This is a genomic window from Sphingobacterium spiritivorum ATCC 33861 (assembly GCF_000143765.1).
Taxonomy (GTDB): Bacteria; Bacteroidota; Bacteroidia; order Sphingobacteriales; family Sphingobacteriaceae; genus Sphingobacterium; species Sphingobacterium spiritivorum.
Window position 1 is genome coordinate 478,682 of the sequence record NZ_GL379771.1, and the last position, 23,705, is coordinate 502,386.

A 23,705-nucleotide genomic window follows, 5' to 3' on the forward strand; every position below is an offset into this window, starting at 1 on the left:
GAATAAAAGAGGGGTTATTTTCCAGTGGAAAATAACCCCTCTTTTATATCTTAATTGCCTTTGATAGCCCGGATTATTCCTTCCAGATTCTCATTAAATTCCAACAGTTGTGCAAAGACTTTATCATCTTTGGCCATACCGCCATGTTTATTATTCTTTCTGAAAATTTCACGGATCTCGTCCAGTCGCTGCTGCTCCTTATCCGAGATCAATCCCGCCACCTCTTTTAGTTTCAGAAGATTTGATTCTGTATCTGCAGTAAGGGTCTGTGATTCACTTTCATAATGTGCCAGAATCAACTGGTCAATCTCTTTATCATTCATCATGGGTAATACAGGAGCAACCAGCTTGCTCATATTACGGTAAGATCCCTGCATTTTGAAAGCAGGTTCGATCCGGTAACTGTCCTGCATAGCTGCACTCTGAATATACTGCTGATTGACACGAATCACGATATCTCTGATTTTAAGGATATGTCTTAACACATGTATAAAATCATCAATCTCTTGCTTCAGGTAGTTGCCTTCCAGATCCGGAAGTTGCTCACTCCCCTGCTGCACATACCCGGTCAAAGCATAAAAATCCTCAAAAGATTTACCTGCTATTTTTTCCAGATACGGATTTTCAATGGCAGCATTTTCAATAAGGCTCAGATTAAATAAATGTGCTGTATCGCCTATTACATCTCCCAGATTGTAGACATCTGCTCTGTTTGCCAACATATCCGGAATCTGAAATTTGGAACCACTTTCAGTATACGGATTCCCTGCCATAACGATACAGAATCGTTTACCCCGCAGATCATAGGTTTTGCTCTCACCATCAAAGATGCCGTCTATTTTACGCTGTCCGTCTGCCAGAGAGATAAACTTCTGCAGGAATTCAGCACTCAGATGCTGAATATCATCCAGATAGAGCATAACATTATCGGCCATTTCAAACGAAAGGTTTATCTTTTTCAGTTCTTCCCTTTCACCCGATGTTTTAGCTTCAACAGGATCTATCGAAGTAATAGAGTGGCCGATAGTCGGTCCGTTGACTTTCACAAAATGTAAGCCCAGAATCTTCGCCAGGTATTCCATCAATGTTGTCTTTCCGTATCCCGGAGGAGAGATAAGCAGCAACATACCCATACGGGCAGTACGCTTATTATCTCCCGCAGCACCTAGCTGTTTGGCAAGATTATTTCCGATCAAAGGAAAGTAAACCTCATTGATCAGTTTATTTCTTACAAATGAAGTCAGCACTTTCGGCTCAAATTCATTGATCTTCAGTTGTTTTTCATACGACTTCCCAAGTTCATCCTTCCACTTGGAAAAGGCTTCAAAACGGGGAACACTTACTGCTGCAAAATTTTCGAGTTTCTCTATAAACTGATGGTAATCCAGGGTATAGATCCCCTGATCGAGAATCGGATGATTGCCCTTTAATCCCGCGATCACTGCTGTATCTTTCGCATAAATCCATTCGTACGATTCTTTTGGAAACAACAGAATTGTAGCCGCTTCTTCGAGATATTTTCGGTCAGCCTCAAATTTGACATGCTCATCAACAAAAGAATGCAGCCAGTTCAGGATAAGATAAAAACGATCCAAAAGATTAAATTGTGCATGATCCAGATCTGCTTCAAATGCTTTTAACTGTTTTTTCTCTTCCAGAAACCGTACAAATGCCTGCTGCAACAGGTGAGCGGATTCACTCATCGCAAATTTATCATACCTGACAAATGTTCTAAAAAGATAAGTAGCCACCTTTTGCTTCTCTTCGTGCTCTAATGCCACAGGAGCTTTCCAATTTTTTAATCTGAAAAGGATATCATCGATCACCGACTGAAAGCGGTTTGTCTGTGGAAATGTCTTTAACACCGTTCCTGCACTATGGATCAATGCAGTTAATTTCTGAAGTTCATCTTCTGCTAAACTATGCCAGAATATACAGGCCACAGATCGCACATGTACATCATATCGCAGCAGGTCCAGCTTGTCATCCATCTGCTTGATGACGGTATACAATTGCAGCGCATCCGCATTGTGTACTCCTTTGATGTAGGATTCCGTATATTTTTGTTCAACATACTGATTAATAAACTGCTCCGCGTTAAAATCAAGCTGTCCTGAGGCCTTGAACGCCTGATAAGCCAGATATTCAGCACGGTAGACTACTGCATTTTCAGAGACCACTTCCTGATCCCATACATCCTGATAGGAGGCCAGTTCTATATTTTTGACCGGCTGATAAAATCCTGTACCCGTAAGGTGATAAAACAGTTCATTCTGCTTCCTTAGTAAAGTAAGACTGAGAGATTGATTGTTTACTGTGAACTTATGTTTACCTAATGCAATGATATTTTCCCCGTCTACATATAGCTCAGACTTATCACGAAGTGTACGTAACGCATCTTCCTGAGATTTTTTAAGCTGATTTTCCAGATTTTCTGCTTTGGAGACATCCTGTAGTGTATGCAGTTCGGAAACCAGCTGACGTACTTTGTCAATCATCAGATCTGATGCATAGAAACTCAGAATATCCTCCCGGGAGGCTAGCGTTTTTGATTTGTTTTCAATATTTTTCAATACCCTTAAGCCGATCTGTTCCAGCGAGGAAGTCCGTTTATTGATCTGCTCGACCAATTGCTCTTTTTTCGTATTGAACGCCTTTATGATCTCATCTCTTTTATCCGCTATCTTAAGTGCAAAATCATCAAAGCCTGAAAACTTGCTTTCCAGTTCTTCCAGCTGCACTACTATTTTGGTGTAGTAGCTATCTGCCTTTTCGGCAGATGTAGACAACTCCAGATAGTTTACAACGGATTGCTCCAGCAAGGTCAGTTGAGCCGAAAATTCGGCAACAGCTTCCTGACTCTTAAGTGTATTGAGCTTACGTGTCAGCTGTGCCCGTACCTCATTAAGCATAGAGAATATAACCGAAATCTTCTCTACGATTTTAGTGGTCTGCGTAGCATCTTCTATCTTGAGACTATTCAGAATATCAATCAATAATTCAAGATCTCCGGAGATCGTGCCATTGGATTCTTCGATTGCCTGTGCATCAAACACTTTTGTGATAGCATCGACTTTTACTCTCTGGTCATTGACTTTTGCTTCGTATGGAGCCAGGGCTTCTTCACGCAATAAGAAAGCAACAGTTTTATCTGATAAGTCGGTAATAATTGTCCCTAATTTTTCTGACAGCTTATCGACAGCAGCCAAATCAATGTATCTCACATTCTTGAGATCAATAATTTCTCCCTGCAGTCTGCGCGCATTTGACAGATGTAACACGAGCTGATCCAGTGATTCGTATACTGTACTGTTTACACTAAAGATCAGTTCTTCCAGTTTCCCGGAAGTCGCCAGCATGACTTCTTCTGCATGCCTGCGCTGCGCCTGTACTTTGACAAACTCGTCAATAGCGGTATTGGCCACTTCCCTGATCTGCGTCAAAGGTGCACCTATATCCATCAATGCATCATCGTGTACCCAGAAATAGGAATCCAGCAGTGCATTAGACTTTTTAAGAATATCTTCGTAAAGGCCCTCGTAAGAATCTTCCTTATTCACCAGTTGTACCACTTCCTGAGCTTCCGCCATCGCCTGTACAATCTGTTTATTGCCTACTTTATACAGAGGATCATCCTTACGGGATTCATTTTCCTTCAGTACGGCCATATATGGCGTTTCCCATATCTGCACCTGATGATGTCGGGTAGCTTCGGCTTCGGTACGAAAATAAATGAGACTCCCGTCTTTGAAGATGGTAAATCCGTTACAGATAATCGGTGTCTCTACAGATTGCTGTATGATATTGTACGACATCAGGATATAAGTATTGCTCTTATCCTGAACAAAGACATACAGAAAATCTTCTCCGTTCGGAGAAGCGATCTTTCTCAGAAATTGTACATCATCCAGCTGTGCATCAAATGTCTTGTTTGTTCCATTCTGCAGATAGTATCCGTTAGAAAAGATTATCCCCTGATTATCAGGCAGCAGGATGGCCGATTCATTGAGAGACCTGAGATTGACAACTTCTTTGGTTCTGAGGTTGAAAATAAAGGCTCTGAATTCTTCCTGATAGGGTTTGATACGGATAGCAATCAGGTTGCCCAGATCGGCATAATAGTATTCTGCATCATCAAGCTGCTGATCGAGATTTGTTACTTTCTCCGAGTAAATTCCTTTGCCACTATCTGTATTGTTCTCTATTTTGAAGGTAATATCTCCATGCAGTGCTTCTATAAAGACCTTATCCAGAATGGAGATATGAGGAAATTTCCCCAATCTTCTGTCTTCAAGTGTAGTTTTTATCCATTCAAATTCATGCTGAGCGGGCTTTTTGACTTCATGTATACTTCTGTCATCCTGATAATGCAGCTTTCCATCTTTGATCAGCCATTTAAAGGCTTTCAGATCGTCCGCATTCTTACTCGTCTGAAATATCATATACAGATAGTTCTCTGTACGGCGGAATTTGGAAAAGATAGAATCCCGATAATATTTGTACAGATTCTGATAATCTGCCACAAAATCAGGATCATTAATAAGATCTAAGGACTGTGCTACGAACTGATCATTCTCAAAGAGATATATACTGAATACATCATTCAGTTGTATTTCAGTACGCAATCCAAAATGTACATTATAGCCAAAAATACAGAGCTTATCAAAAGCAATAATCCCGCGCGCCACACAATTATTATCGGTCGTGATTCTTTGATTGGCTTTCAACACAAAACTGGTGGAATTAAAAACTTCCTTTCTGGCCTGATTCAATTTCCGCAACCTCGCGGAAAGATCTTCCTGCTGAGTCAGAAGACGCTTTCTTATGATTTCGTAAGCCCCTGAATCCAATGTATTGGTATGTTGTTGAAAATCTTTTTTTTCTTCCATAAGATTAAAGTAGAAATCTTCGAATTATTTGATTTCTTTAAATTCTATTTCTCTACCATTTTGATAAAGAGTCTTCTCACCAGATAAAAAAGTATTAATAACCTCTTTCTAAATGAGTTGACAGATTGTATCCGGGCACTCCCTTCCGTAGAAAAATGCACCTCGGATACAACATGTTTATGCTATTAAAGTCCCAGCTTCTTATTTGATATACCCAGATTTCTGGCCATTCCAAACAGCCTGTTTATAAACCCGGCATTTTCCTCATCATTGGATTCTTTTGCCGCCTGCTGCAGTTTGATCAATGCCGCAGAAACAGTCAGATTCTTGATATCATTGGATGAGATACCATATTTATCAGCCAGCCCTTTGATCTTTTCGGCCAGATCTCCGTTACCATCAGGTCCTATCAGAGAGTTTTTGATATCCAATGCATGTTTGGAGTTATCAATCAGATGATCAAATCCTTTGGAATTAGACACCTGACGGACAATATTTTCGAAGAACATCGTTTCGCCACCCACGATATCGATCTTCGCCGATTTGAGTGCTTCAGACAATACTGCGGACTGTGCATCAGCAATATCTTTCTGAATATGGATATGCGCCAGTTCAACATCTTTTTCCTTCTGCAACTGCAATTTGAATTCTTCATGCTCTTTACCTACACCATCCAGCTTCTTCATCGCTTCAGCTTTTTCCTCTATACCGGATGCTTCCGCCAATGCTTTCTCACGTACCACTTCCGCCTGCATTAAACCTTCCTTACGCATTGCTTCAGCTTTCTTCTCAATAACCATCGCTGCAGCTGTTCCCTGGCGCTCTTCTGCTTCGGCCTTAGCGATCATTACCTCTGCCTCAGAAAGACCGATTGCAGCCTCTTCTTTTGCCTGTGCCTCAGCAATGATCTTTCTTGCTTCTGCTTCTTTTGAAGACGCTTCTTTTTTAGCTTCCGCTTCAATCAGCAATTCCTGTGCTTTTTTCTCTGCAATTTTACGTGCCGCTTCCGCATCGATGACTTTTTTCTCTGCTTCCTGTTCTGCCGCTATTTTAGCAGCTTCAGCAGCTTTTACTGTAGCAATTAATTTTTCTTCTGCTTCCTGCGACGCCAGAATGACACCGGCTTGTTTCTTACGCTCCACCTCACGGAATACTTCCAGATCTTTCACCCCTTGTTGTTCTTCTATTACCCCTTTCTCTAATTGTACACGTTCCTTGATGACATTTTGTATACCTTTTTTCTCGGTCTCAATAGAACGCTCTTTGTCAATCTGGGCCAATGTCACAATACGCAGGCGCTCTGTCTCTTCGAGTGCACGGTCTTTCTCTACACGCTCTGTTTCTACAGCATCTGTACGCAGCTTATTCTTTTCTGCAATAATGATCTGACGGAGTTTATTTTCTTCCTGCACAGCTAAGGATTCTTCTGTCGAAATGCGGACCGTTTCGGATTTCAAGCGTTCTTCTTCCCGTACTTTAGCGATCTCCGCCTCTTCCCGTGCGCGGATATTGTCAATTTCCCTCTTCTGGCGTTCTTCTTTTTCTGCCAGTTGACGATCCAGCTCCAAGATCGCTTCACGTGCTTCTACATTTTGTTTTTTGATCACCTTTTCTTCTTCACGACGAATCAGATTGGCATTCATATTTTGTTTAGCCGTCAATTCAGTGATCTTTTTGATACCTTCCGAGTCCAGTATATTCTCAGGACTCATAAACTTGAGTTCCGTCTGTTCAAGGTAATCAATCGCACAGTCATCCAGGATATAACCATTCAGATCTGTACCAATGATATTAAGGATTTCATCTCTAAACTCGCGACGTGCTTCATAAAGCTCAATAAAGTCAAACTTTTTCCCGACAGTCTTCAATGCTTCTGAAAACTTCGATTCAAAAATACTTTTTAGGGTCTCCGGATCACTGGCTCGGTCACAGCCCAGGTTCTGCGCGACATTGATCACATCGTCGACGGACTTATTGACCCGGACAAAAAAGGCAACCTTTATATCTGCACGGATATTATCCTTACAGATCAGCCCTTCATGCTGCATACGGCTAATCTCAATCTTCTTCACAGAGATATCCATGATTTCCATCTTATGAAAGACCGGAATGACATACATCCCCTTATTGAAAGCGACTTTTGTACCCCCGATACCTGTCCTGACAATAGCTTTCCCCTGCGGGATTTTTTTGTAGAACATGCTCAGGATAATGAAAAAGGCAAAGATCAGGAAAAAGACTATACCGATACCCAGGAGGACCACCATAGTCAATCCATCTATAAATAAAAGTGTATTACTAGTCATTGGTTAATTTGGTTTTAGTGATTAAATGTTATCTAAATTAATATCTTTTGTTACGTAATAATATTTTTTGTCTACCGACTCATCTACAATAATGACCCGGTCTCCGTAGCTGATCTTTTGTTTGTCGTTACTCACTACATTCAGTCGGATGACATCCTGCTGAATCACAAACTCTGCTGAACCGATATGCTCTCCCTCTATAGAAGATTTCATCTTACCTACCCTTCCCATCAGGTCAAGTGCTTCTTCACCATTGTATCCGACATTGGCATATACTCTGACCAGTGGCTTCGAAACCCAGTGAAGGATAAAGTAGGTCACAATAAATACAGGAATCAGAATCAAAACAGATTTGGTTCCGTATTCCGCAAGATGAAAAATGAGAGATGAAACCAGTGTTATGATCCAGCCTATAAATTTAAAAAGCGTGACTATCACCATTATCGGTACTTTTCCGATGTTGATATAATCCATCATTTTTGTGAAAAATGAAGGTTCAGCATCGGCGTCTACAGTACCGTCATCTGCTGCATCCGTATCCGGCACATCTGCCGAAACATCCATATTGACATGGGAGTCTCCGAAATCAAAACCGTCACCCATCAGCATGGTAAAGAGCCAGTAGATCAGAGAAATACCCGTCAATGCGGTCATAATTGCATTGGACAGCGGATTAAAAAGCAGGTCAATAATTTCTTTCATCGTTTTATAATTTATCTTTAACTCACCCTATTTCCAAAAGATAGTAAAACCTTCAAAACGTGATCCCGGCAGATCGCACCTCTCCAGCAGATACGCTATTCCGGTCTTACTTTATCTTTTTGGAAACAACGCCAGCAGACGGCTCCTGTATACTATGCCGGATTGTCCGGTATAATTCCCAGCTGCCGTTTCAGCTCATCCAGCTCATTGCTGACGGATTCAGGATCGCCGATTGCTTCGTCAATTTCTTCACGAGTCGTTTTGTTACCTTTAGCGATCTCCCCATATGCCTGGCTCAGTGCTTCATCTTCTTCTACCTTTTCTTTCATACGTTCCAGCATACTGATGGTACTGTTGGAATCAATATTTGCCAACTGCTTATTTACCATCTTAGTAGCTGCAGACACTTTTACCCGTGCCTTGAGCGTTGTCAGCTCATTTTCCCATTTAGAGATATTGAACTTCAGAATATCTACATTTTTCTGAATTTCTTCAGCAGAAGCTTTGTGAATAACAGTCTGCTTTTCGAGCTCACGCACCTCAGCCAGCAGTTGGTTTTTCAACAATAAGGCTTCTTTGGCAAGTGACTCTGCCTTTTCAGCGGACAGTTCTCCTTTTTGATTTTTTTGCAACAGCAAAATTGCCTTTTGTTCAAATTCAGCTGATTCTGCACGCTTCTTGTCCGTATTATTCTCCGTACGGATAGCCAGTGCTTTTACTTTGGCATATGCCTCTAGAGCCTGTGCCAGATCATCTTTCATTTCCCGGATACCCTGCTCCGTCATTTTGATGGGATCTTCCATCTTCTCTACTACCGAATGGATTTCTGCCTGTCCTATCCGGAAAATTCTCTTAAAAATATTCATTATCTTAATGTTTTGAAAAACTAATTAACTGTTCTTTATATTCGCTCATCAACAGACTCAGAGAACTCAATGCCGCCTGAAATTCATTGAGGTCCAGATTATGAATCTGAAGGGTATACCGATAAATGACTTTCTCACCATCCTCCGTCAGTGCAAACCCGCCGTGAATAATATCACGATTCTTTACAAGCAACTCCTTAAACATCTCCAGACTCTCATTTCGGATGGTAAACAGGTATTGTTCAAAAATGATAATCGGCATAGCTACCCCTACAATTAAATTACGGATACCATCCAATTCATTCTCAATAACAAAGACTCCTTCATCTTCATTTTTATGAACAATCTTATAACCTGTTTCTGTGATATATTTTTCAATTTTTGAGAAGCTCATAATTTATTTTTTATATATTGCACATATTGTTTGCATAAAGTTAAATAATGCAAAAATATTTTGCAAATTAATTTTACATATTTTTTCAAAAAATGTCGAATATAGGTTATAATATTAAAAAGTTAAGAAACGTAAAAGGCCTCAGTCAGCAGGCTTTTGCAGAATTGTTTAACTTAACAAGAGGTAACATTTCCTCGTATGAAGAAATGCGGGCTGAACCAAAAATAGACATTGCGCTCAAAATTGCAAATTATTTTAGCATACCATTGAGCAATCTGATCGACAAAAAGCTATCTGTAAATGAAATTCTCAACTTCAACGACTATTTTGAAGCAAATACATCTATTGCTCCACCAAAAAATTTAGCAGGTATTCCTTTCCTTTCCCGTGAACGGGTATTTCTAGCGAAAGAATTACATCATAATCTGGAAAGTATTCCCAAAATTTTCTTTCCTCTCTACGGTCAGGAAAATTATCTCGCTGTAGAAAACAGTCACTTTATTCCCAAACATATAGAAGCTAATAATGAAGAAAACAATATTCTGTTCTTCGGTATGTTGCAGGTCGACAATCTTCATACACTGACTGACAAATTTGGCTTATACTTTAGCAAAGAAGATTTTTTCATTGGTAAATTTCAACAAAACGGAACAGAAATCTCTCTTGTCCTTAATGAATGGAAATCTCAACCGGTATCTATCGAGCAGCTGAGTGACTTCTGGAAACTGGAAGGCAGGTACAATCAGATACCCTGATTAGTCGGGTTTTGTTTAAAAACTCGTCGGGTATTGTTTCTTTTGAATGCTTGTCTTATGATTTTTATTAATATTGCAGGATGCGAGCAGTAATACAACGTGTAACACAGGCATCATGTACAGTAGCAGATGCCGTCACCGGAAAAATTGATCAGGGTCTGTTGATCCTGATTGGTATCGAGGATGCAGATACGGAAGAGGATATGAAATGGATGGCACAGAAATTTGTCAATTTGCGGATTTTCTCTGATGAAAACGGGCTTATGAACAAATCTGTACAGGATATTAATGGCAATATTTTGCTCATCTCCCAGTTCACTTTATTTGCACAGACTAAAAAAGGGAACAGACCATCCTTTATACGCGCTGCACGTCCGGATAAAGCTATTCCGATGTACGAAGCTATGTCTGCCTTTCTCTCCCGGCTGCTAGGCAAAAAAGTACAATGCGGTATTTTCGGTGCTGATATGAAAATTGACCTTCGCAATGACGGACCAGTGACGATCATTATGAATACACAGGATAAAGATAATTTCTAATGTCATCTCAGATCTGTCTGAAGCCTTTACTCCTGTTCATGGCCCTGATATGTGCTCATCTGGTTGCCACAGCTCAGCAACAGACTGGCCTGAGCTCATATACTCAGGCACATCAGCTTTATACCGCCTATGAAGCCAGACACGGTAATTATATACAAACTCCAAACGTACGTCTTCATTATCTCAGCTGGGGCGACCCCAAGAATCCGGCTGTCGTATGGCTGCACGGCAGTCTGACAAATGCATATGAGTTGATGTCTATCGCCCCTCAGCTGGCAGATGCAGGATATTTTGTCATTGCGATCGATTATTACGGACACGGGCAGACTCCGATTCCGGCACATGAAGTATCCCTTTATCATGCGGCAGATGATGTACATTTTCTCCTGAACGAATTAAACATTTCAAAAGCGTATATCGGCGGGTTTTCAAGAGGTGCTTACATAGCGACAGCCTTTTATGACAGTTATCCTTCCAGCGTTCGCGGGCTTATTCTTGAAGAAGGGGGCACTGTCGCCTTTAACAGTTACTTTCATAGACTCAGTGATGCTACATTAGACAGCCTTATTCAAAAACAGACTGCTCTTTCTGCACAAAGCAATCCTTACCTGCAGGAGTTTGACTCCCAACAGGCTGCTTTTGATTTTTTAAAAGATTCAACGGATCAGTCCTCACAATTTGAACTCCTGTCCTGGATTTCCAGAAATAAACAGGACAAGTGGATTATTTATAAAGATCTGGAACCGTTTCTGGGGCTTTCCACAGCAGAAGATTTCAAAAACATAGTGCTTAGACCCAGCAAGAGTCCCATGTTTGCCCGTTCTGTAACGTCTATAGATCCGATGATTATCTATCGTAACCTGAGTGTCCCTGTATTACTTATGGAAGCCTGTTCGGATACTGATCCATTACCATTCGATGAGGAGAACCGTATATTTACAAAACAGTTCAAACCCTGGGTTACACATAAAAGGTATCCGGGCATTGAACACAATATTCATTTTGAACAACCAAAACTATTTACAAAGGATATTATTGAATTTTTAAATCAACACTATCATGACGATCAAAGAAGCACAGGAGACCATTGATCAATGGATCAATACCACAGGAATCCGCTATTTTAATGAACTGACCAATACAGCTATGCTGATGGAAGAAGTAGGTGAAGTGGCCCGGATAATGGCCAGGCAATACGGAGAGCAGTCTTTTAAGAAATCAGATAAGGAAGTGAATCTGGCGGACGAAATGGCTGATGTCCTGTTTGTGCTTATGTGTCTGGCAAATCAAACAGGAATAGATCTGACGGATGCCCTGGAAAAGAACCTGGAAAAGAAATCTATACGGGATGCTGACCGCCATAAAAACAACGAAAAGCTCAAGTAACAAAGTTTTAACAGCCGGATTTATTTAGAATAAATACAAATAGATTATATTTGTAGATAAGGATGGTTATCAAGGCTAAAATAAAAGAACATAACGAATGGTTATTCTGGGAGGAACTGCCCGAGCATCCGCTTGCCCAGACCGCAATTTCGGAAAAACATATAGCCATCAACAAGTTCCCGATTGATATCTCTACGTATCAGATTTTAAGCCGGGGTATCTTTATCCTGCAGGCCGACATGAGATTTGCACAACAGAGCAAAATTATATCCGAAATTGACAGTGAGGCTATTGTCAGCCAGTTTATTCTTTCCAAAAATGATTCCGGAAGAGGTTATACCTTCAGTAAGCATAATATTCGTTATATTCCCTCTCTTTACGAAGAACATGAGGTAGAGCCGGGACAGCAATTCCTGTATTTTCTGCTGATTATGACACCGGAGTTTTACAATAATCTGGTGACTATCCCGAGTCCTTTACATGCGCTTTTCAAAGAGCGTATGAAAAGCAAAACAGTTACTTCTATCGTAGAGGATGATCTCTTTGCTACTGCAGAGATGATCAAGATCATAGAAGATCTGCGCACCACAACGACCAAAAATGAGCTCAAGCAGATCTTTGTCAATGCCCGGGTACTGGAACTGATTATGCTGCAGTTTGAGCAGTTCAATCATGTGGGAGGGAAGCTGGATGACAGCCTCAGGGCAGAAGATATACAGAAACTGGAAGAAGTATTGCGTATACTGAGAAATCAGTTTGTCAGCCCGCCTACACACAAGCAACTTTCAAAACTGGTATTGCTGAATGAATTTAAACTCAGGAACGGATTTAAGCAGCATTTCGGTACGACAATATACAATTACATCACACGTATCCGTATGGAGGAGGCCAAGCGCTTAATTATACAGGAACAAAAAAACATGTATGAAGTGGGGATAAAAGTGGGTTTTAAACACCAGGCCAGCTTCACACATGCTTTCAAAAAATATTACGGAATTCTTCCGAGTGAACTTGTCAGAGGTTAATACGTACTTCCCTCTCTGACAGCTACCAAATCCCGCCACGACTGTAATTCTTCCACACCAGGTTTACGTTTTCCAAAAATCTGAACAATCAGTTCGCCACGACTGTCATAGGCCTCGAGGGCATGTACATCTCCGTCTGTGGAAGGTTTGCTTACGATCCAGACCTCTTTGATCTGATCCATATTCAGATGAAGATTAAACTTGGGATCGAGCACATTAAACCAGTTTGCCATCTTTGCGACCTTGTCTACCTGTCCTGTATGGATCTGAATACAACCTTTATTGGCAACAAAGATCATCAACGGCACCTGTAAAGTACTGGCAGATTCTATACGTTCAGCCAAATACTCTACTTCTATTTGCTTAGCTCTGCCTTCAGGAGCCAGACGCAAAGCCTGCGTACGTTTGAGATTATATTTTCTTAGTATTCCAAAAAATTCATGGCTGTCCTTCATAGCTAACCAGTCCTTTTGAAATCCAGTTACATCCACTTCCGTATCCGGGATATGAACATCTACATATTCCTTTTCTGATTCCAATGTGAAGTAACGCTGATCTTCAGCTTTAAATCTGGCTACCAGACGGTGGTAGGCTTTATGATCGCTCTCCTCCGTCAGATATATTTTGTGTACAGCCGTACCGTTCTGATCAAAAAACTGCAAACCGTAGAGTGCGCCCATCCGTACGGCAAATGCGTATTGCCATTGGCTCAGAAATATACGCAGGTCTATATCTTCGTCATTGAATAACAGCACATGATCTGTCGCTGTGGGTACGGGATATACACCTTTACGTTCATGTACACAGCTTTCATTGCGGGTCAGGGCCATCACGTAACCAAGCTGATTTATTTCCTGCAAAATAGAAAGCATTTCAGGCTGTAACAGAACGACATCTTCCGAAAGCTGGGTCAGCAACAATTGCATTTCACTTACCCCCAAAGCTTTGGCACAATCGTAGATCCGTGCTTTAGGGTTTTCTTTTTTATATGCTTCGTATTTTAATTTAAGTTCCATATTTTGATAGTGTTTATAATTTGAATTGAATGCTGTAGCCGTAAATTCGACTGTCAGCGGATCTATACGAGGTGTCAGGGTTTCAGGGATAATAGAAACCTGAGCATGTACGCCAAATATGGTAAATATATTTTGCGGAGTAAGGACTTCCATAGGCGCCCCGTCCCACCACTTCCGGCCTGATTTCATCATCAGTACACGATCTGCATATTGCGCAACCAGATTAAGCTCATGCAGAATTGCCACAACCGTAAACCCCACTTTTGTGAGTGCCTTTGCAATAGCCAGTGTTTTATGCTGAAACTGCATATCCATACTGCTGATGGGCTCATCCAATAAAAGCAATACATTCTTCTGATCCCATACCTGTGCTAATACGCGTGCCAGATGTACACGTTGCTGCTCCCCTCCGGATAATTGCTGGATCTTACGATCTGCGAGATGATCTACGGCACATATTTTCATGGTCTCTGCTACCGCTACCTCGTGTTGTTCGACTGAAGTTGACAGGTGATAACGCCCCATTCTTACAATTTCTTCGACAGTAAAAGGCATACTCATAGCATTCGACTGGTGAAGCAAGGCCCGGTGCAAAGCCAGTTCTTTCAAATTGTAATTCTTTACCGGCTTGCCTTTGAATAACAGTTCGCCATCCGAAGGTTTCAGATCACCGGCAATGAGACGAAGCAAAGATGTCTTCCCTGCCCCGTTTGCTCCGATGATCGCTAAGAACTCGCCTTCAGAAACGGAAAAATCAACATCCCTGACAATGGTTCTTCCTTTGACCTGATAAGATAAAGAATGTGCCTGCAACATCATCATACTTACATTTTACTTTTATCCCTAATCAATATATATAAAAACACAGGTGTACCCAACAGCGCCGTGATCACTCCTATAGGAAGTTCTAACGGCTGAATAATGGTACGTGCGACCAGATCTGACAAAGTAAGAACCAGCGCTCCTGCCAGTGCCGAACCTACCAGCACATAGCGATTATCAACTCCCCCTACAAGACGTATAGCATGTGGAACCAGCAGTCCTACAAAGCTGATAACGCCCGAAAAGGCGACCGCAGCTCCTACAGCCAATGTAGAAAAAGTAATCACCAGTACCTTTAACTTTCCGGTATTGACGCCCATCATCTCCGCTTGCGATTCACCTAAGGCAAATACGTTCAACTTCTTCCCGAAGAAGGGTAAAGCTAGTATGGGAAGGAGCACACAAGGAAATAAAACTTTTATATTATCCCAGTTTGCCCCGGCCAGACTACCCAGAGACCAGAAGGTAATGGAACGAAGCTGTTGCTCTGTCGCCAGGTAACTCAGTAATCCCGTAAGTGCTCCTGCAAATGCATTAATAGCAATTCCGGCCAATAACATGGTTGCAATATGAGGTTTGCCATCCGTAATAGAAATGCGGTATACAAAGAACACCGCTAATGAGGCTCCCAGAAAAGCCGCAAAAGCCAGCATATACGAATTGAATGTTGCAGATACAGCTGCTGCAAGCGCAGCCTCAAAAGAAATGACAATAGCTGCAAATAGTGAAGCGCCTGTAGAGATACCCATAAGGCCCGGTTCGGCAAGCGGATTTCGGAATACACCTTGTATAGCAGCCCCACTGACACCCAATGCTGCTCCAACCAGTACACCAAGCAAAATTCGTGGCAGACGTATCTGATAGATAACATTTGCATTCAGTTCATCCATCGGTCTGTCGGAAAAAAGATGCAGCTTCTGTAAGAGGATCACGACCACATCCTGACTCGGGATACGTATAGATCCCATACCCAGGGAAAATATCAGTACCAGAATCAGCAGTATACTCAGCAAACTGTAAATCAGGATATATTTCATTCCGGACATACTAATTAGCCGATATTTTCTCGTGCAATGTACGGATCGCAAGTGGCAGACGAATGCTGAAATTATTAAGCAATGTGGCGTCCATCGTCACAATCCGTTTGTTTTTACCGGCTGTTGTCAGATTGATTCCCGGCATTTTGAGAATACCTTCTTTTCCACCAAGACTGGAAAGACCAAAGTCAAATAGTAAAATAGCATCCGGATTGGCTGCTACTAATGCTTCCGTGTTATACGTTTTGAATCCGGTGAAACCTTTCAATGCATTCTGACCTCCGGCCAGTTTAATAACAGCGTCGACGGCTGTATTATCTCCGGCCACACTCATCGCTCCGGCACCGCGCGCATAGACAAACATTGTCTTTACTGGTTTTTTGGATTTCGAGGCGGCAACGGCCTGATTGATATCCTTCTGCAATTGTGTCGCCAGAGTATTAGCCTGCGTACTCATATTTACAGCGCTGCCTACTGATTTCACTAACTGCACTACGCCATTAACCGTAAATTCCTGCTTTATTAATGCTACCCGTATTTTCAGTGCTTTTAACTGGTTCTGAACATCAGGATTAAGTTCACCTTCTATAGCTAGTACCAAATCCGGACGAAATGCAGATACGCCCTCTGCAGATACAGATCTGTTCTTACTCACTTTTGGGAGAGACTTTACATAGGCAGGATAATCGCTTGTCACATCTGTAGCAACAATAGATTTACTTAATCCGAGTGCATCCACGACCTCTGTAAGCGTACCATTGAGACTGACAATACGTTTGGGCACAGATTGCTGAGCAAGACTTACCTCCCCGGAAAACACCAGTATAAGTGCAATAAAAAAAATGTTTAACCTCTGCATATTTCTATGATTTTGATATTTTTTATGTATTTGAATAGAACAAAGCAACTCTTTATTTAAACCAATTCCAAATAGATTACTGCATAAGAATACATCTGAAAGAGGATGTGAAAACAATTAAATTTTAATGATAACAAACTGACAAACAATTATTTACAAACAATACAAGTTCCTCTACCCAAAACAATAAAATACGATTTGAACAAAATAAAATACACAACAAACAAATAAAATTACAGATAACATAAATACTTTATGCCAAAGTTTGATGATACTTGCAAAGTTATTTAGATTTATTACAAATAAAAATTGAAGTATTTTATTTCTTTTATTCTCATTATGATGTCTGTTGCAGGAAACATACAGCTTGCACAAGCCCAGAAAAAAGGCATATTCACAGGAGTAATCCTTGATGAATCCCGTCATCCTGTGTCTCGTGCATCTGTGATTCTGGAGCCGGATCATATTGTTAGTTCAGCAGATGAAAAAGGAGTATTTAGGTTTAACAAGCTTTTTCAGGGCACCTATCAGTACAGTATATCAGCCATTGGTTTCGTCACCGATACCGGGTCGGTATACATAGCGGGTACAGGTGGTGGCCAGCGCGAATTTGTACTTAGAAAGTCAAACAAAGTATTGGATGAGGTCGCCATCACACAAACTAACAAAGCCAGACCGACGCTTATAGATCCTGCCAATGCGGCCATGCCTGTAACGGTAATAGATCGCAAAACGATCGAACTGATGGGTAGCAGAAGACTGGATGAGATACTGAAAGAACAGACCGGTATTGCTATTGTAAATAATACTTCCGGTGGTGCACGCTCTGTAGGTGTGCAGATGCAGGGATTCTCAAGTCAGTATATTATGATCCTGATCGATGGACAGCCCATGCTGGGGCGCAACTCCGGAAATTTTGATCTGTCCCGCATATCGGTAGCCAATATCGAACGCATAGAAATTATAAAAGGGGCTTCTTCCTGTCTTTACGGCAGCGATGCTTTGGGCGGTGCCATTAATATTATTACCCGTCTGGGAGCGATCACCCCTCAATTGCATGCCAGCCTCAACTATGGAAGTTTCCAGATTCTGGATGCCACACTGGAAGGAGAAACATCATTTAACAACGGTAAGGGCTCTGCTCTTGTATCTGCAAATTATTATCACACCAATGGATTTAATAACAATAAACAATATATGGAAGGGGGAACTAGCGTTCCTCCGTATACTAACATGGCTGTCCAGGGAAAAGTGCGCCATCAGGTCGCAAGTGATCAGCAGCACATCGGATGGAATGCCAGACTGAATACCCGATCTTCGGATATGACGCGGGTCTACAGTCAGGATTATGCTACAGAAGACAGACAACGCGAATATGATTTCAACACTTCGGTTTATTTTGACAAAAGATTTAATGAACAGTGGAAATCATTGTCAACCTATTATTTTTCTTACTATAAGTCTGATATCAATGTCAGGACGCAGCAACAGCAGGCAACACTGACAAATGATAAATTTAGCCAGTACATCCACCGACTGGAACAGCAGGTAGCATATAACAGTGAAACTTTTAATGCAACTTTCGGAGCCGGATTTAATCAGGAACATATGGAAGCTGTCAATAACTTTGCAGCACGCAGCCAGAACTCTTACTTTGCTTATTCTCAAGGCAACAAAGAACTTCTGGAGCAGCTCAGGCTGACAGCAGGACTGCGCTATGATTATACGGAAGGATTTGGCGGAAAACTAAGTCCCAGCCTGGGACTTCAGTATACCGTAGTTCCTCAGCTAATTCTGAAAACTGGTATCGGAAGCGGTTTTAAAGCGCCCGACTTTAAATCAAGATATCAAGTATTCTATAACCCGGCGGCCAACTATTATGTCATAGGTAATGAAGTATTACGGGAAACATTGACAAAAATGGAAGAAGCCGGCGAAATCTCGGAGATCAGAAAATATGTAGTCAATCAATTAGACCGCAATCTTCAGGCAGAGAAGAATACATCGTTCAATGCCGGATTTACCTGGCAGATCAGTAAACAATATACGGTAGAAGGCAGTTATTTTCACCATAAACTCAAAAACCAGATCAACAGCATACAGGTCGCTACCGGAACACGGAATATGGCCGTTTATTCGTACCAGAATCTGCCAGAATCAGTCAACAAAGGTTTTGATATAACGGTTACAGCTCAACCTTTAGAGAATCTGACAGTCAATGCCGGCTATCAATACCTTATCGCTAAAGATCTGAGTGTAGAAGACAGTATTCGTGCAGGGAACTGGCCCTACAATCAGAATATACACGACCCAGCTACAGGTAACTCCTACGCTCCTACTACAAAGGATTATTGGGGACTCGAAAACCGCTCGAGACATCAATTCAATCTGGGGCTTATGTATACCTTCAAACCCTGGAATCTGACCCTCAACCTCAGAGCTAATTTCAGAGGGCGCTATCCTTTCGGAGATGCAAACGGCAACCAGTTTATAGACAGATATGATGTATTTGTCAATGATCATATCCTTTATAATGCAACTATAGAAAAGAAATTTGATAAGCTACCGTTGACAATCCGGCTGAACGGGGAAAACTTATCCAACTACATAAATTATCTCATCCCCGGTCAGGTCGGAAGGACCCTGATTGCAGGGGTATCTTACAGATTAATAAAACACTAATAATGAACAAATTCAGATACGCTATTATTTGCTTTACAGCAGTGATCCTATGGACAGGTTGTTCCAAATCCAATGACGGCCCCAATGTTGAACTGAGTGATGGTACCAGTACAGTGATTACTGACCTGGCAGGAGATGTAGATGCCTCCGTAGGGAACAGTGCTCCCGGGAAGGAAAAACGTGATTTTCATACTTTTCTCTTCCGCCTTTCGGATCAGAAACAAACCTGGTTAAAGACAGCAGCCGATTCAGCCAAATACATCAAAGGCACGGATTGGGATATTGCTTTCTCCGGCTTATACAACAGTACGCTGTATGTGAATAATGGTCAGTTAAATGGAAATCCCGCAGCTGGCAATACATCACGACATAAGGTGATACTGGTCAAAGAATCCTATGACAGAGTGAATACGGCTCCCAGTGATGCGGACTTTGACAAAAGTCAACTCAATGATTTCGGAATGATAGGAAATGAGGATTCTCAGGGCTGGTATAATTATAATCTAACTAATCATCTGGTAGCTGTAGTACCTAACAGAACTTATGTGATCAGATTAACAAACGGGAAATATGCCAAACTACAGATTGTCAATATCTATAAAGGCAATCCGCCGGCTGTCACTGATCTGAACTGGCCTGCACCATACTTTACATTCAAGTATTTCGTACAGGAAGACGGTTCCAAAAATTTAAAAACCAAGTAATTTATTCTAAAAATTAATACGATATGTTAAACGAGCAAATCAAAGAAGCGACAAAGCAAGGTCACCAGGAATTAGAAAAAACGGTTGTATATAAGCTAAAAGCTATTGAAAACAACGCAGACTATGCTGATGTGCTAAAGCATTTCTATGTATTCTTTTCGGGGATTGAACAGCAGATCGACCATTTACTACCGGAAAGCCTGAAACCTTATTATGCTGTGAGAAGAAATGCATCTCATATTGCACAGGATATTGAAGCGCTGGGCGGATCGCTGACAGAACTTCCTTCAGTGGTTCTTCCTTCTCTCCATAATGCAACACAGGCTATAGGCGCTCTATATGTACTGGAAGGATCCATTATGGGCGGACCCTATATTGTGAAAATGCTGCAACAAAGAGGCATTGAAACAGGTTTTAATTTCTTCAATGGTTATGGGGAACAATCGCACCAGAACTGGGCTAAGTTTACCGGAATCATCAATGCGGAAGTAACAGAAGAGGCAGCTATAGAAGAAGCTATTACTGCAGCTCAGCAAACCTTTTCTTCTTTCGGACAAACTTTTAATGCAAATATCTTATCCTAAATAATTTTAAAAAAATGAAATTTACTCAAACCTTTAAACATAGCTTTGCTATTTCACTTTTAGCGTTAACAACTTTTGGATTTAGTTCCTGTTCAGATGATGATAAAGAGATTAAACCGGTAGTACTCGAAGACAGTAAAGCAACTGTGCAAACAGCTACAATTGTTGCATCTGCATCTGCAAAAGGATTTTACAATCTTAATACAAATACTAAGACAGATAGTATTAACAGTACAATTAATTTGTCAGGTATGTTTGGTGCCTCATTAAGATCTTCTCATCCTAATACATATAAACTTGGTTATCTAGATAAAACGGGAACATCGATTGATAACATTACGTTAGACATACTAAAAAACACCAAATTTGAGTTAGTCAGTTCTATAGGGGTTGATCTTAGCAAAATTCCAATGCCAAATTTTGATCCTGCTATATGGTTAAGCTATGATCATGGAGTCACATATCAAGTAAAATCAATTGAAAATCGTTATGTTGTCTTCTATAAAGGTTCTGAGTTTTCAGAAAAAGCAGATGAAATCTATGTACTACAGGCAGAAAAAGTAGTAGCAGCTAATAGTGTAGGGACTTATACTATTAAATACAAGAAATACGCAAAGTAATCCGAATCTATTTCATAAAAGGGAGTTGTAAGCAATATACAACTCCCTTTTTATTTTATTAGTACAGCAAAATACCGGCACCTAAAGAAAATGTAGCAACAGAAGATCCGACTTCATTTAATCGGGTATGTGTCGATTCTCCATTTGAATAAAATAACTGATCTGTACCATTTTTAGCATTTAGCAGACTATTGTATCGTGCAGAAGCCAAAAAGTATAGTTTAGACGAAGGGCTGTAAGTCACATCAAATACTCCGGACCATTGAGGAGCACCTATTTTGTGTTTAAAACTCACCGGATGGGCAAATTCCTCTCTCAGATTCCAATTGGCGACAGCAGTATACTTATTTAAGGCAAACTGCGGACTTAACGACATTTTCCATTTTGGATTTATCACTTTGCCCAACTTTAGACCTATACCGCCTCCCAGCAGCTTACTTTTATATGTACTTCTGAGATCCAGAGTAGGATCGATCATCGTCAATGAGGTATACTGATATTGAGGAAATACATAACCTTCCACATCTATACCGCCTCTCCAGAGCAAATAATTGAGTTGCAGCGTCGCAAAAGACATATTCCCTTCTCCGCTATCGTATGTCATATCTCTATCGACCAGCGTTCTGTTGTCTCCGGAATAATCCACATCGCGAACAGTACCGGATACAATAAAGCTATGTTCGGCCTGTAAAGAGAGTTTAATTCGCGGGTGTAAAATTACAGAAAACCGGCCCCCTGCACCCCATGCCACATTATCCTTCCAGGTCAGCTCCGAAAGAATATTCGGATTCTTACCTTCCATATTTCCGGCGATAGACCAGTTGCTGTTAATCAGATCGACCTTAGGGTAAACAGAAATATCAATATTGTTCTGCGCGGATACTACAGTACGGGTTACTGTAAGAGAGAACAGTAGTAACAGTACGTAATAAAGAGATTTTATCGCTTTCGACACCATTTGAGACTATATAAACTAAAGCATGAATATACAACAATAAACGAATGTATCCATGCTTTAGATTTTTTTAAAATGCAGGGCCAATCTGTGCGCCGTCTGTATTCGGTATACTGACCAGAAACTCTGTTGTAAATTTGTATTTTGGAATATCCGCTAATTTAATAGGATACAAAATAATCTCATCCTGATAATCATTATTTGCATTAATAGTTGTCCTCGTCTTTAATCGCACATAGTAATTATTCGTGCCCGATACCCTAACCATATCTACACCATGAGACTTATTTGGATAATAAATTCTATCATTATCAAAATTTGCAATTTCATTCTTTTCCGTATTATTCAACCAGAAATTTTGAAACTTTTGATAAACTTCCCAGTAAAAATCTGGCGTTCCGGATAATATATTTTGATCTACATTCCACATTAATGGTAAATCATCAATTACAAAAATCTCATTATTTTTTTGAGAGTTAAAAATTAATGCTTTTGAAAAATGGCTAAGATTACTAACATTCACATTCGCCGGTTCAAATCCGATTATTCTGAACTTATCCGGGAATTTCATTAATAGAAAATTCACTTTTCCATTAGAGATTTTCCATCATTGATGAAGAATACAACCCATTTTCTTACTAAAATTAAACTTCTTTTGTGGTTACAATCATCATATGAGGGCTAAAAGGCAATAAGAATTCTTCATTCTCTGTTGTTGACAAAAGCTCTTTCAGCACTTTCTTTCTTCCTTCATCCAACATATTAGCAAAGAAATTACTGTCAAGCCAAATAATTCCTTCAACAGCATATATCTTCTCAATCTTTAAATTACATTTTAAAAATTCATTTTTAAATTCTGAGGGTTTATGATAAAATGCTTCTGCCAACAACCAAGGAAAATCATCCGGAGGATTATGGATTCCGGTCAATAATTCACTTTTGCACATTTCAAGAAAAGAGGGTTTGTAAATGAGTCCGTTTAATAATCCTGCTAAAGTAGAAGCTGTGAAATTAATCCCGAAGCCCAATATAATTCCGCCCTTTTTTACAACTCTTTTTGCTTCTTTTATCACAAGAAGCCGATCCTCTTCCTTTTGTAGATGATACAGAGGTCCATGTAAGATAACCACATCTGCAAAATTATTCGGAAATTCCAGTTTACGGGCTTCGCCTTTGATAACCTGAAACTTATTCTTTAGCTTACTGGATCTTTCTTTTGCAATATGAAGATGCTTGTCAATAGGTTCTACCAAATAAACCTGATGTTGCAATTTTGATAACCATTCGGAATATTTTCCTGTACCTCCACCAATATCAAGAATGATAGATTGTGGTTTTAAATGTAATTCCATGAGGGATTTAATCCTCTCAAATTCGAAGATGCCCATTCCTTTAGAAAGTCTGTCCTCTTCGGATGCTTTATTATAAAAACGTTCAATAGATGAACTGATTAAATTAGTTTTTCTCATACTAAGTTTTGCGTAGAAAACGCCCAATTAAAAATAAAATGATATAAATAGGAAACCGCAACTGTATATATCAGTTGTAAAGAACCTTTAGGATA

At 40.5% G+C, this 23,705-nt stretch carries 20 protein-coding genes; 9 read left to right on the forward strand and 11 right to left on the reverse strand.

What is annotated here, in order from left to right:
• Window positions 1-50 precede the first annotated feature (50 nt).
• The 5 genes from HMPREF0766_RS12185 to HMPREF0766_RS12205 all read right to left on the reverse strand — a co-directional run bounded on the left by HMPREF0766_RS12185 (window position 51) and on the right by HMPREF0766_RS12205 (window position 9,157).
• Window positions 51-4,889, reverse strand: a complete 4,839-nt coding sequence (locus HMPREF0766_RS12185; RefSeq protein WP_002997584.1) for a DNA repair ATPase — start codon at window positions 4,887-4,889, stop codon at window positions 51-53.
• 185 nt (window positions 4,890-5,074) lie between these two features.
• Window positions 5,075-7,195 carry a flotillin family protein gene (locus tag HMPREF0766_RS12190; RefSeq protein ID WP_002997586.1) on the reverse strand — a complete coding sequence of 707 codons (2,121 nt, stop codon included), beginning with the start codon at window positions 7,193-7,195 and terminating at the stop codon, window positions 5,075-5,077.
• A gap of 21 nt (window positions 7,196-7,216) precedes the next feature.
• Entirely contained in the window at window positions 7,217-7,897 is a 681-nt protein-coding gene (locus HMPREF0766_RS12195) for an OB-fold-containig protein (protein WP_002997588.1), read from the reverse strand.
• A gap of 152 nt (window positions 7,898-8,049) precedes the next feature.
• On the reverse strand, window positions 8,050-8,763 hold the full coding sequence (locus HMPREF0766_RS12200; protein ID WP_002997590.1) for a PspA/IM30 family protein: 714 nt from the start codon (window positions 8,761-8,763) through the stop codon (window positions 8,050-8,052).
• Between the two features lie 4 nt (window positions 8,764-8,767).
• Window positions 8,768-9,157, reverse strand: coding sequence for a type III secretion system chaperone family protein (locus tag HMPREF0766_RS12205; RefSeq protein ID WP_002997592.1), 390 nt, complete (start codon window positions 9,155-9,157; stop codon window positions 8,768-8,770).
• 92 nt (window positions 9,158-9,249) lie between these two features.
• On the opposite strand from HMPREF0766_RS12205, the gene HMPREF0766_RS12210 reads away from it, so the two are divergent.
• The 5 genes from HMPREF0766_RS12210 to HMPREF0766_RS12230 all read left to right on the forward strand — a co-directional run bounded on the left by HMPREF0766_RS12210 (window position 9,250) and on the right by HMPREF0766_RS12230 (window position 12,862).
• Window positions 9,250-9,912: a helix-turn-helix domain-containing protein gene (locus tag HMPREF0766_RS12210; RefSeq protein WP_002997595.1), complete on the forward strand. Its 663-nt coding sequence runs from the start codon at window positions 9,250-9,252 to the stop codon at window positions 9,910-9,912.
• Between the two features lie 80 nt (window positions 9,913-9,992).
• Window positions 9,993-10,451 (forward strand): D-aminoacyl-tRNA deacylase, encoded by a 459-nt coding sequence (gene dtd / locus HMPREF0766_RS12215; protein ID WP_002997598.1) that lies wholly within the window; start codon window positions 9,993-9,995, stop codon window positions 10,449-10,451.
• Window positions 10,451-11,542, forward strand: a complete 1,092-nt coding sequence (locus HMPREF0766_RS12220; RefSeq protein WP_002997602.1) for an alpha/beta fold hydrolase — start codon at window positions 10,451-10,453, stop codon at window positions 11,540-11,542. The genes dtd and HMPREF0766_RS12220 overlap by 1 nt, the downstream gene beginning before the upstream one ends.
• Window positions 11,511-11,837, forward strand: a complete 327-nt coding sequence (locus HMPREF0766_RS12225) for a nucleotide pyrophosphohydrolase (RefSeq protein WP_002997605.1) — start codon at window positions 11,511-11,513, stop codon at window positions 11,835-11,837. Before HMPREF0766_RS12220 ends, HMPREF0766_RS12225 begins: the two co-directional genes overlap by 32 nt.
• 62 nt (window positions 11,838-11,899) lie before the next feature.
• Entirely contained in the window at window positions 11,900-12,862 is a 963-nt protein-coding gene (locus tag HMPREF0766_RS12230) for a helix-turn-helix transcriptional regulator (RefSeq protein WP_002997607.1), read from the forward strand.
• Here HMPREF0766_RS12230 and HMPREF0766_RS21855 read toward each other — a convergent pair.
• From HMPREF0766_RS21855 to HMPREF0766_RS12245, 3 genes are read right to left on the reverse strand one after another with little or no spacing between them, the layout of a single operon-like run.
• On the reverse strand, window positions 12,859-14,700 hold the full coding sequence (locus HMPREF0766_RS21855) for a heme ABC transporter ATP-binding protein (RefSeq protein WP_002997610.1): 1,842 nt from the start codon (window positions 14,698-14,700) through the stop codon (window positions 12,859-12,861). The genes HMPREF0766_RS12230 and HMPREF0766_RS21855 overlap by 4 nt on opposite strands.
• Window positions 14,701-14,702: 2 nt before the next feature.
• Window positions 14,703-15,737, reverse strand: coding sequence for a FecCD family ABC transporter permease (locus tag HMPREF0766_RS12240; protein ID WP_248676746.1), 1,035 nt, complete (start codon window positions 15,735-15,737; stop codon window positions 14,703-14,705).
• A 10-nt stretch (window positions 15,738-15,747) separates the two neighbouring features.
• Complete coding sequence (locus tag HMPREF0766_RS12245) at window positions 15,748-16,596, reverse strand: heme/hemin ABC transporter substrate-binding protein (RefSeq protein ID WP_002997617.1); 849 nt, start codon at window positions 16,594-16,596, stop codon at window positions 15,748-15,750.
• A 309-nt stretch (window positions 16,597-16,905) separates the two neighbouring features.
• Between HMPREF0766_RS12245 and HMPREF0766_RS12250 the strand changes: the two genes are divergently transcribed.
• The 4 genes from HMPREF0766_RS12250 to HMPREF0766_RS12265 are packed head-to-tail and all read left to right on the forward strand — an operon-like array spanning window position 16,906 to window position 21,186.
• The gene (locus tag HMPREF0766_RS12250; protein WP_236590644.1) at window positions 16,906-19,278 is read left to right on the forward strand and encodes a TonB-dependent receptor; all 2,373 of its coding nucleotides are present in this window, start codon (window positions 16,906-16,908) and stop codon (window positions 19,276-19,278) included.
• Between the two features lie 2 nt (window positions 19,279-19,280).
• Window positions 19,281-19,982 carry an HmuY family protein gene (locus tag HMPREF0766_RS12255; protein WP_002997624.1) on the forward strand — a complete coding sequence of 234 codons (702 nt, stop codon included), beginning with the start codon at window positions 19,281-19,283 and terminating at the stop codon, window positions 19,980-19,982.
• 23 nt (window positions 19,983-20,005) lie between these two features.
• Complete coding sequence (locus tag HMPREF0766_RS12260) at window positions 20,006-20,566, forward strand: biliverdin-producing heme oxygenase (protein WP_002997627.1); 561 nt, start codon at window positions 20,006-20,008, stop codon at window positions 20,564-20,566.
• A 14-nt stretch (window positions 20,567-20,580) separates the two neighbouring features.
• Window positions 20,581-21,186 carry a hypothetical protein gene (locus HMPREF0766_RS12265; protein WP_002997630.1) on the forward strand — a complete coding sequence of 202 codons (606 nt, stop codon included), beginning with the start codon at window positions 20,581-20,583 and terminating at the stop codon, window positions 21,184-21,186.
• A 58-nt stretch (window positions 21,187-21,244) separates the two neighbouring features.
• Here the strand turns inward: HMPREF0766_RS12265 and HMPREF0766_RS12270 are convergent, their stop codons facing one another.
• The 3 genes from HMPREF0766_RS12270 to HMPREF0766_RS12280 form a co-directional block, all read right to left on the reverse strand.
• Window positions 21,245-22,144 (reverse strand): hypothetical protein, encoded by a 900-nt coding sequence (locus tag HMPREF0766_RS12270; protein ID WP_002997633.1) that lies wholly within the window; start codon window positions 22,142-22,144, stop codon window positions 21,245-21,247.
• 67 nt (window positions 22,145-22,211) lie between these two features.
• Window positions 22,212-22,727: a hypothetical protein gene (locus HMPREF0766_RS12275; protein ID WP_138944205.1), complete on the reverse strand. Its 516-nt coding sequence runs from the start codon at window positions 22,725-22,727 to the stop codon at window positions 22,212-22,214.
• 58 nt (window positions 22,728-22,785) lie between these two features.
• Window positions 22,786-23,610 (reverse strand): class I SAM-dependent methyltransferase, encoded by an 825-nt coding sequence (locus HMPREF0766_RS12280; protein ID WP_002997639.1) that lies wholly within the window; start codon window positions 23,608-23,610, stop codon window positions 22,786-22,788.
• Window positions 23,611-23,705 lie beyond the last annotated feature (95 nt).

Excerpts from the sequence above, each read along its gene's own strand:
- HMPREF0766_RS12225 (WP_002997605.1), top strand. The coding sequence starts at position 11,511 with ATGACGATCAAAGAAGCACAGGAGACCATTGATCAATGGATCAATACC.
- HMPREF0766_RS12270 (WP_002997633.1), bottom strand. The coding sequence starts at position 22,144 with ATGGTGTCGAAAGCGATAAAATCTCTTTATTACGTACTGTTACTACTG.
- HMPREF0766_RS12260 (WP_002997627.1), top strand. The coding sequence starts at position 20,006 with ATGTTAAACGAGCAAATCAAAGAAGCGACAAAGCAAGGTCACCAGGAA.
- HMPREF0766_RS12265 (WP_002997630.1), top strand. The coding sequence starts at position 20,581 with ATGAAATTTACTCAAACCTTTAAACATAGCTTTGCTATTTCACTTTTA.
- dtd (WP_002997598.1), top strand. The coding sequence starts at position 9,993 with ATGCGAGCAGTAATACAACGTGTAACACAGGCATCATGTACAGTAGCA.
- HMPREF0766_RS12200 (WP_002997590.1), bottom strand. The coding sequence starts at position 8,763 with ATGAATATTTTTAAGAGAATTTTCCGGATAGGACAGGCAGAAATCCAT.
- HMPREF0766_RS12190 (WP_002997586.1), bottom strand. The coding sequence starts at position 7,195 with ATGACTAGTAATACACTTTTATTTATAGATGGATTGACTATGGTGGTC.
- HMPREF0766_RS12240 (WP_248676746.1), bottom strand. The coding sequence starts at position 15,737 with ATGAAATATATCCTGATTTACAGTTTGCTGAGTATACTGCTGATTCTG.
- HMPREF0766_RS12205 (WP_002997592.1), bottom strand. The coding sequence starts at position 9,157 with ATGAGCTTCTCAAAAATTGAAAAATATATCACAGAAACAGGTTATAAG.
- HMPREF0766_RS12185 (WP_002997584.1), bottom strand. The coding sequence starts at position 4,889 with ATGGAAGAAAAAAAAGATTTTCAACAACATACCAATACATTGGATTCA.
- HMPREF0766_RS12280 (WP_002997639.1), bottom strand. The coding sequence starts at position 23,610 with ATGAGAAAAACTAATTTAATCAGTTCATCTATTGAACGTTTTTATAAT.
- HMPREF0766_RS12255 (WP_002997624.1), top strand. The coding sequence starts at position 19,281 with ATGAACAAATTCAGATACGCTATTATTTGCTTTACAGCAGTGATCCTA.
- HMPREF0766_RS21855 (WP_002997610.1), bottom strand. The coding sequence starts at position 14,700 with ATGATGATGTTGCAGGCACATTCTTTATCTTATCAGGTCAAAGGAAGA.
- HMPREF0766_RS12220 (WP_002997602.1), top strand. The coding sequence starts at position 10,451 with ATGTCATCTCAGATCTGTCTGAAGCCTTTACTCCTGTTCATGGCCCTG.
- HMPREF0766_RS12210 (WP_002997595.1), top strand. The coding sequence starts at position 9,250 with ATGTCGAATATAGGTTATAATATTAAAAAGTTAAGAAACGTAAAAGGC.
- HMPREF0766_RS12195 (WP_002997588.1), bottom strand. The coding sequence starts at position 7,897 with ATGAAAGAAATTATTGACCTGCTTTTTAATCCGCTGTCCAATGCAATT.
- HMPREF0766_RS12245 (WP_002997617.1), bottom strand. The coding sequence starts at position 16,596 with ATGCAGAGGTTAAACATTTTTTTTATTGCACTTATACTGGTGTTTTCC.
- HMPREF0766_RS12230 (WP_002997607.1), top strand. The coding sequence starts at position 11,900 with ATGGTTATCAAGGCTAAAATAAAAGAACATAACGAATGGTTATTCTGG.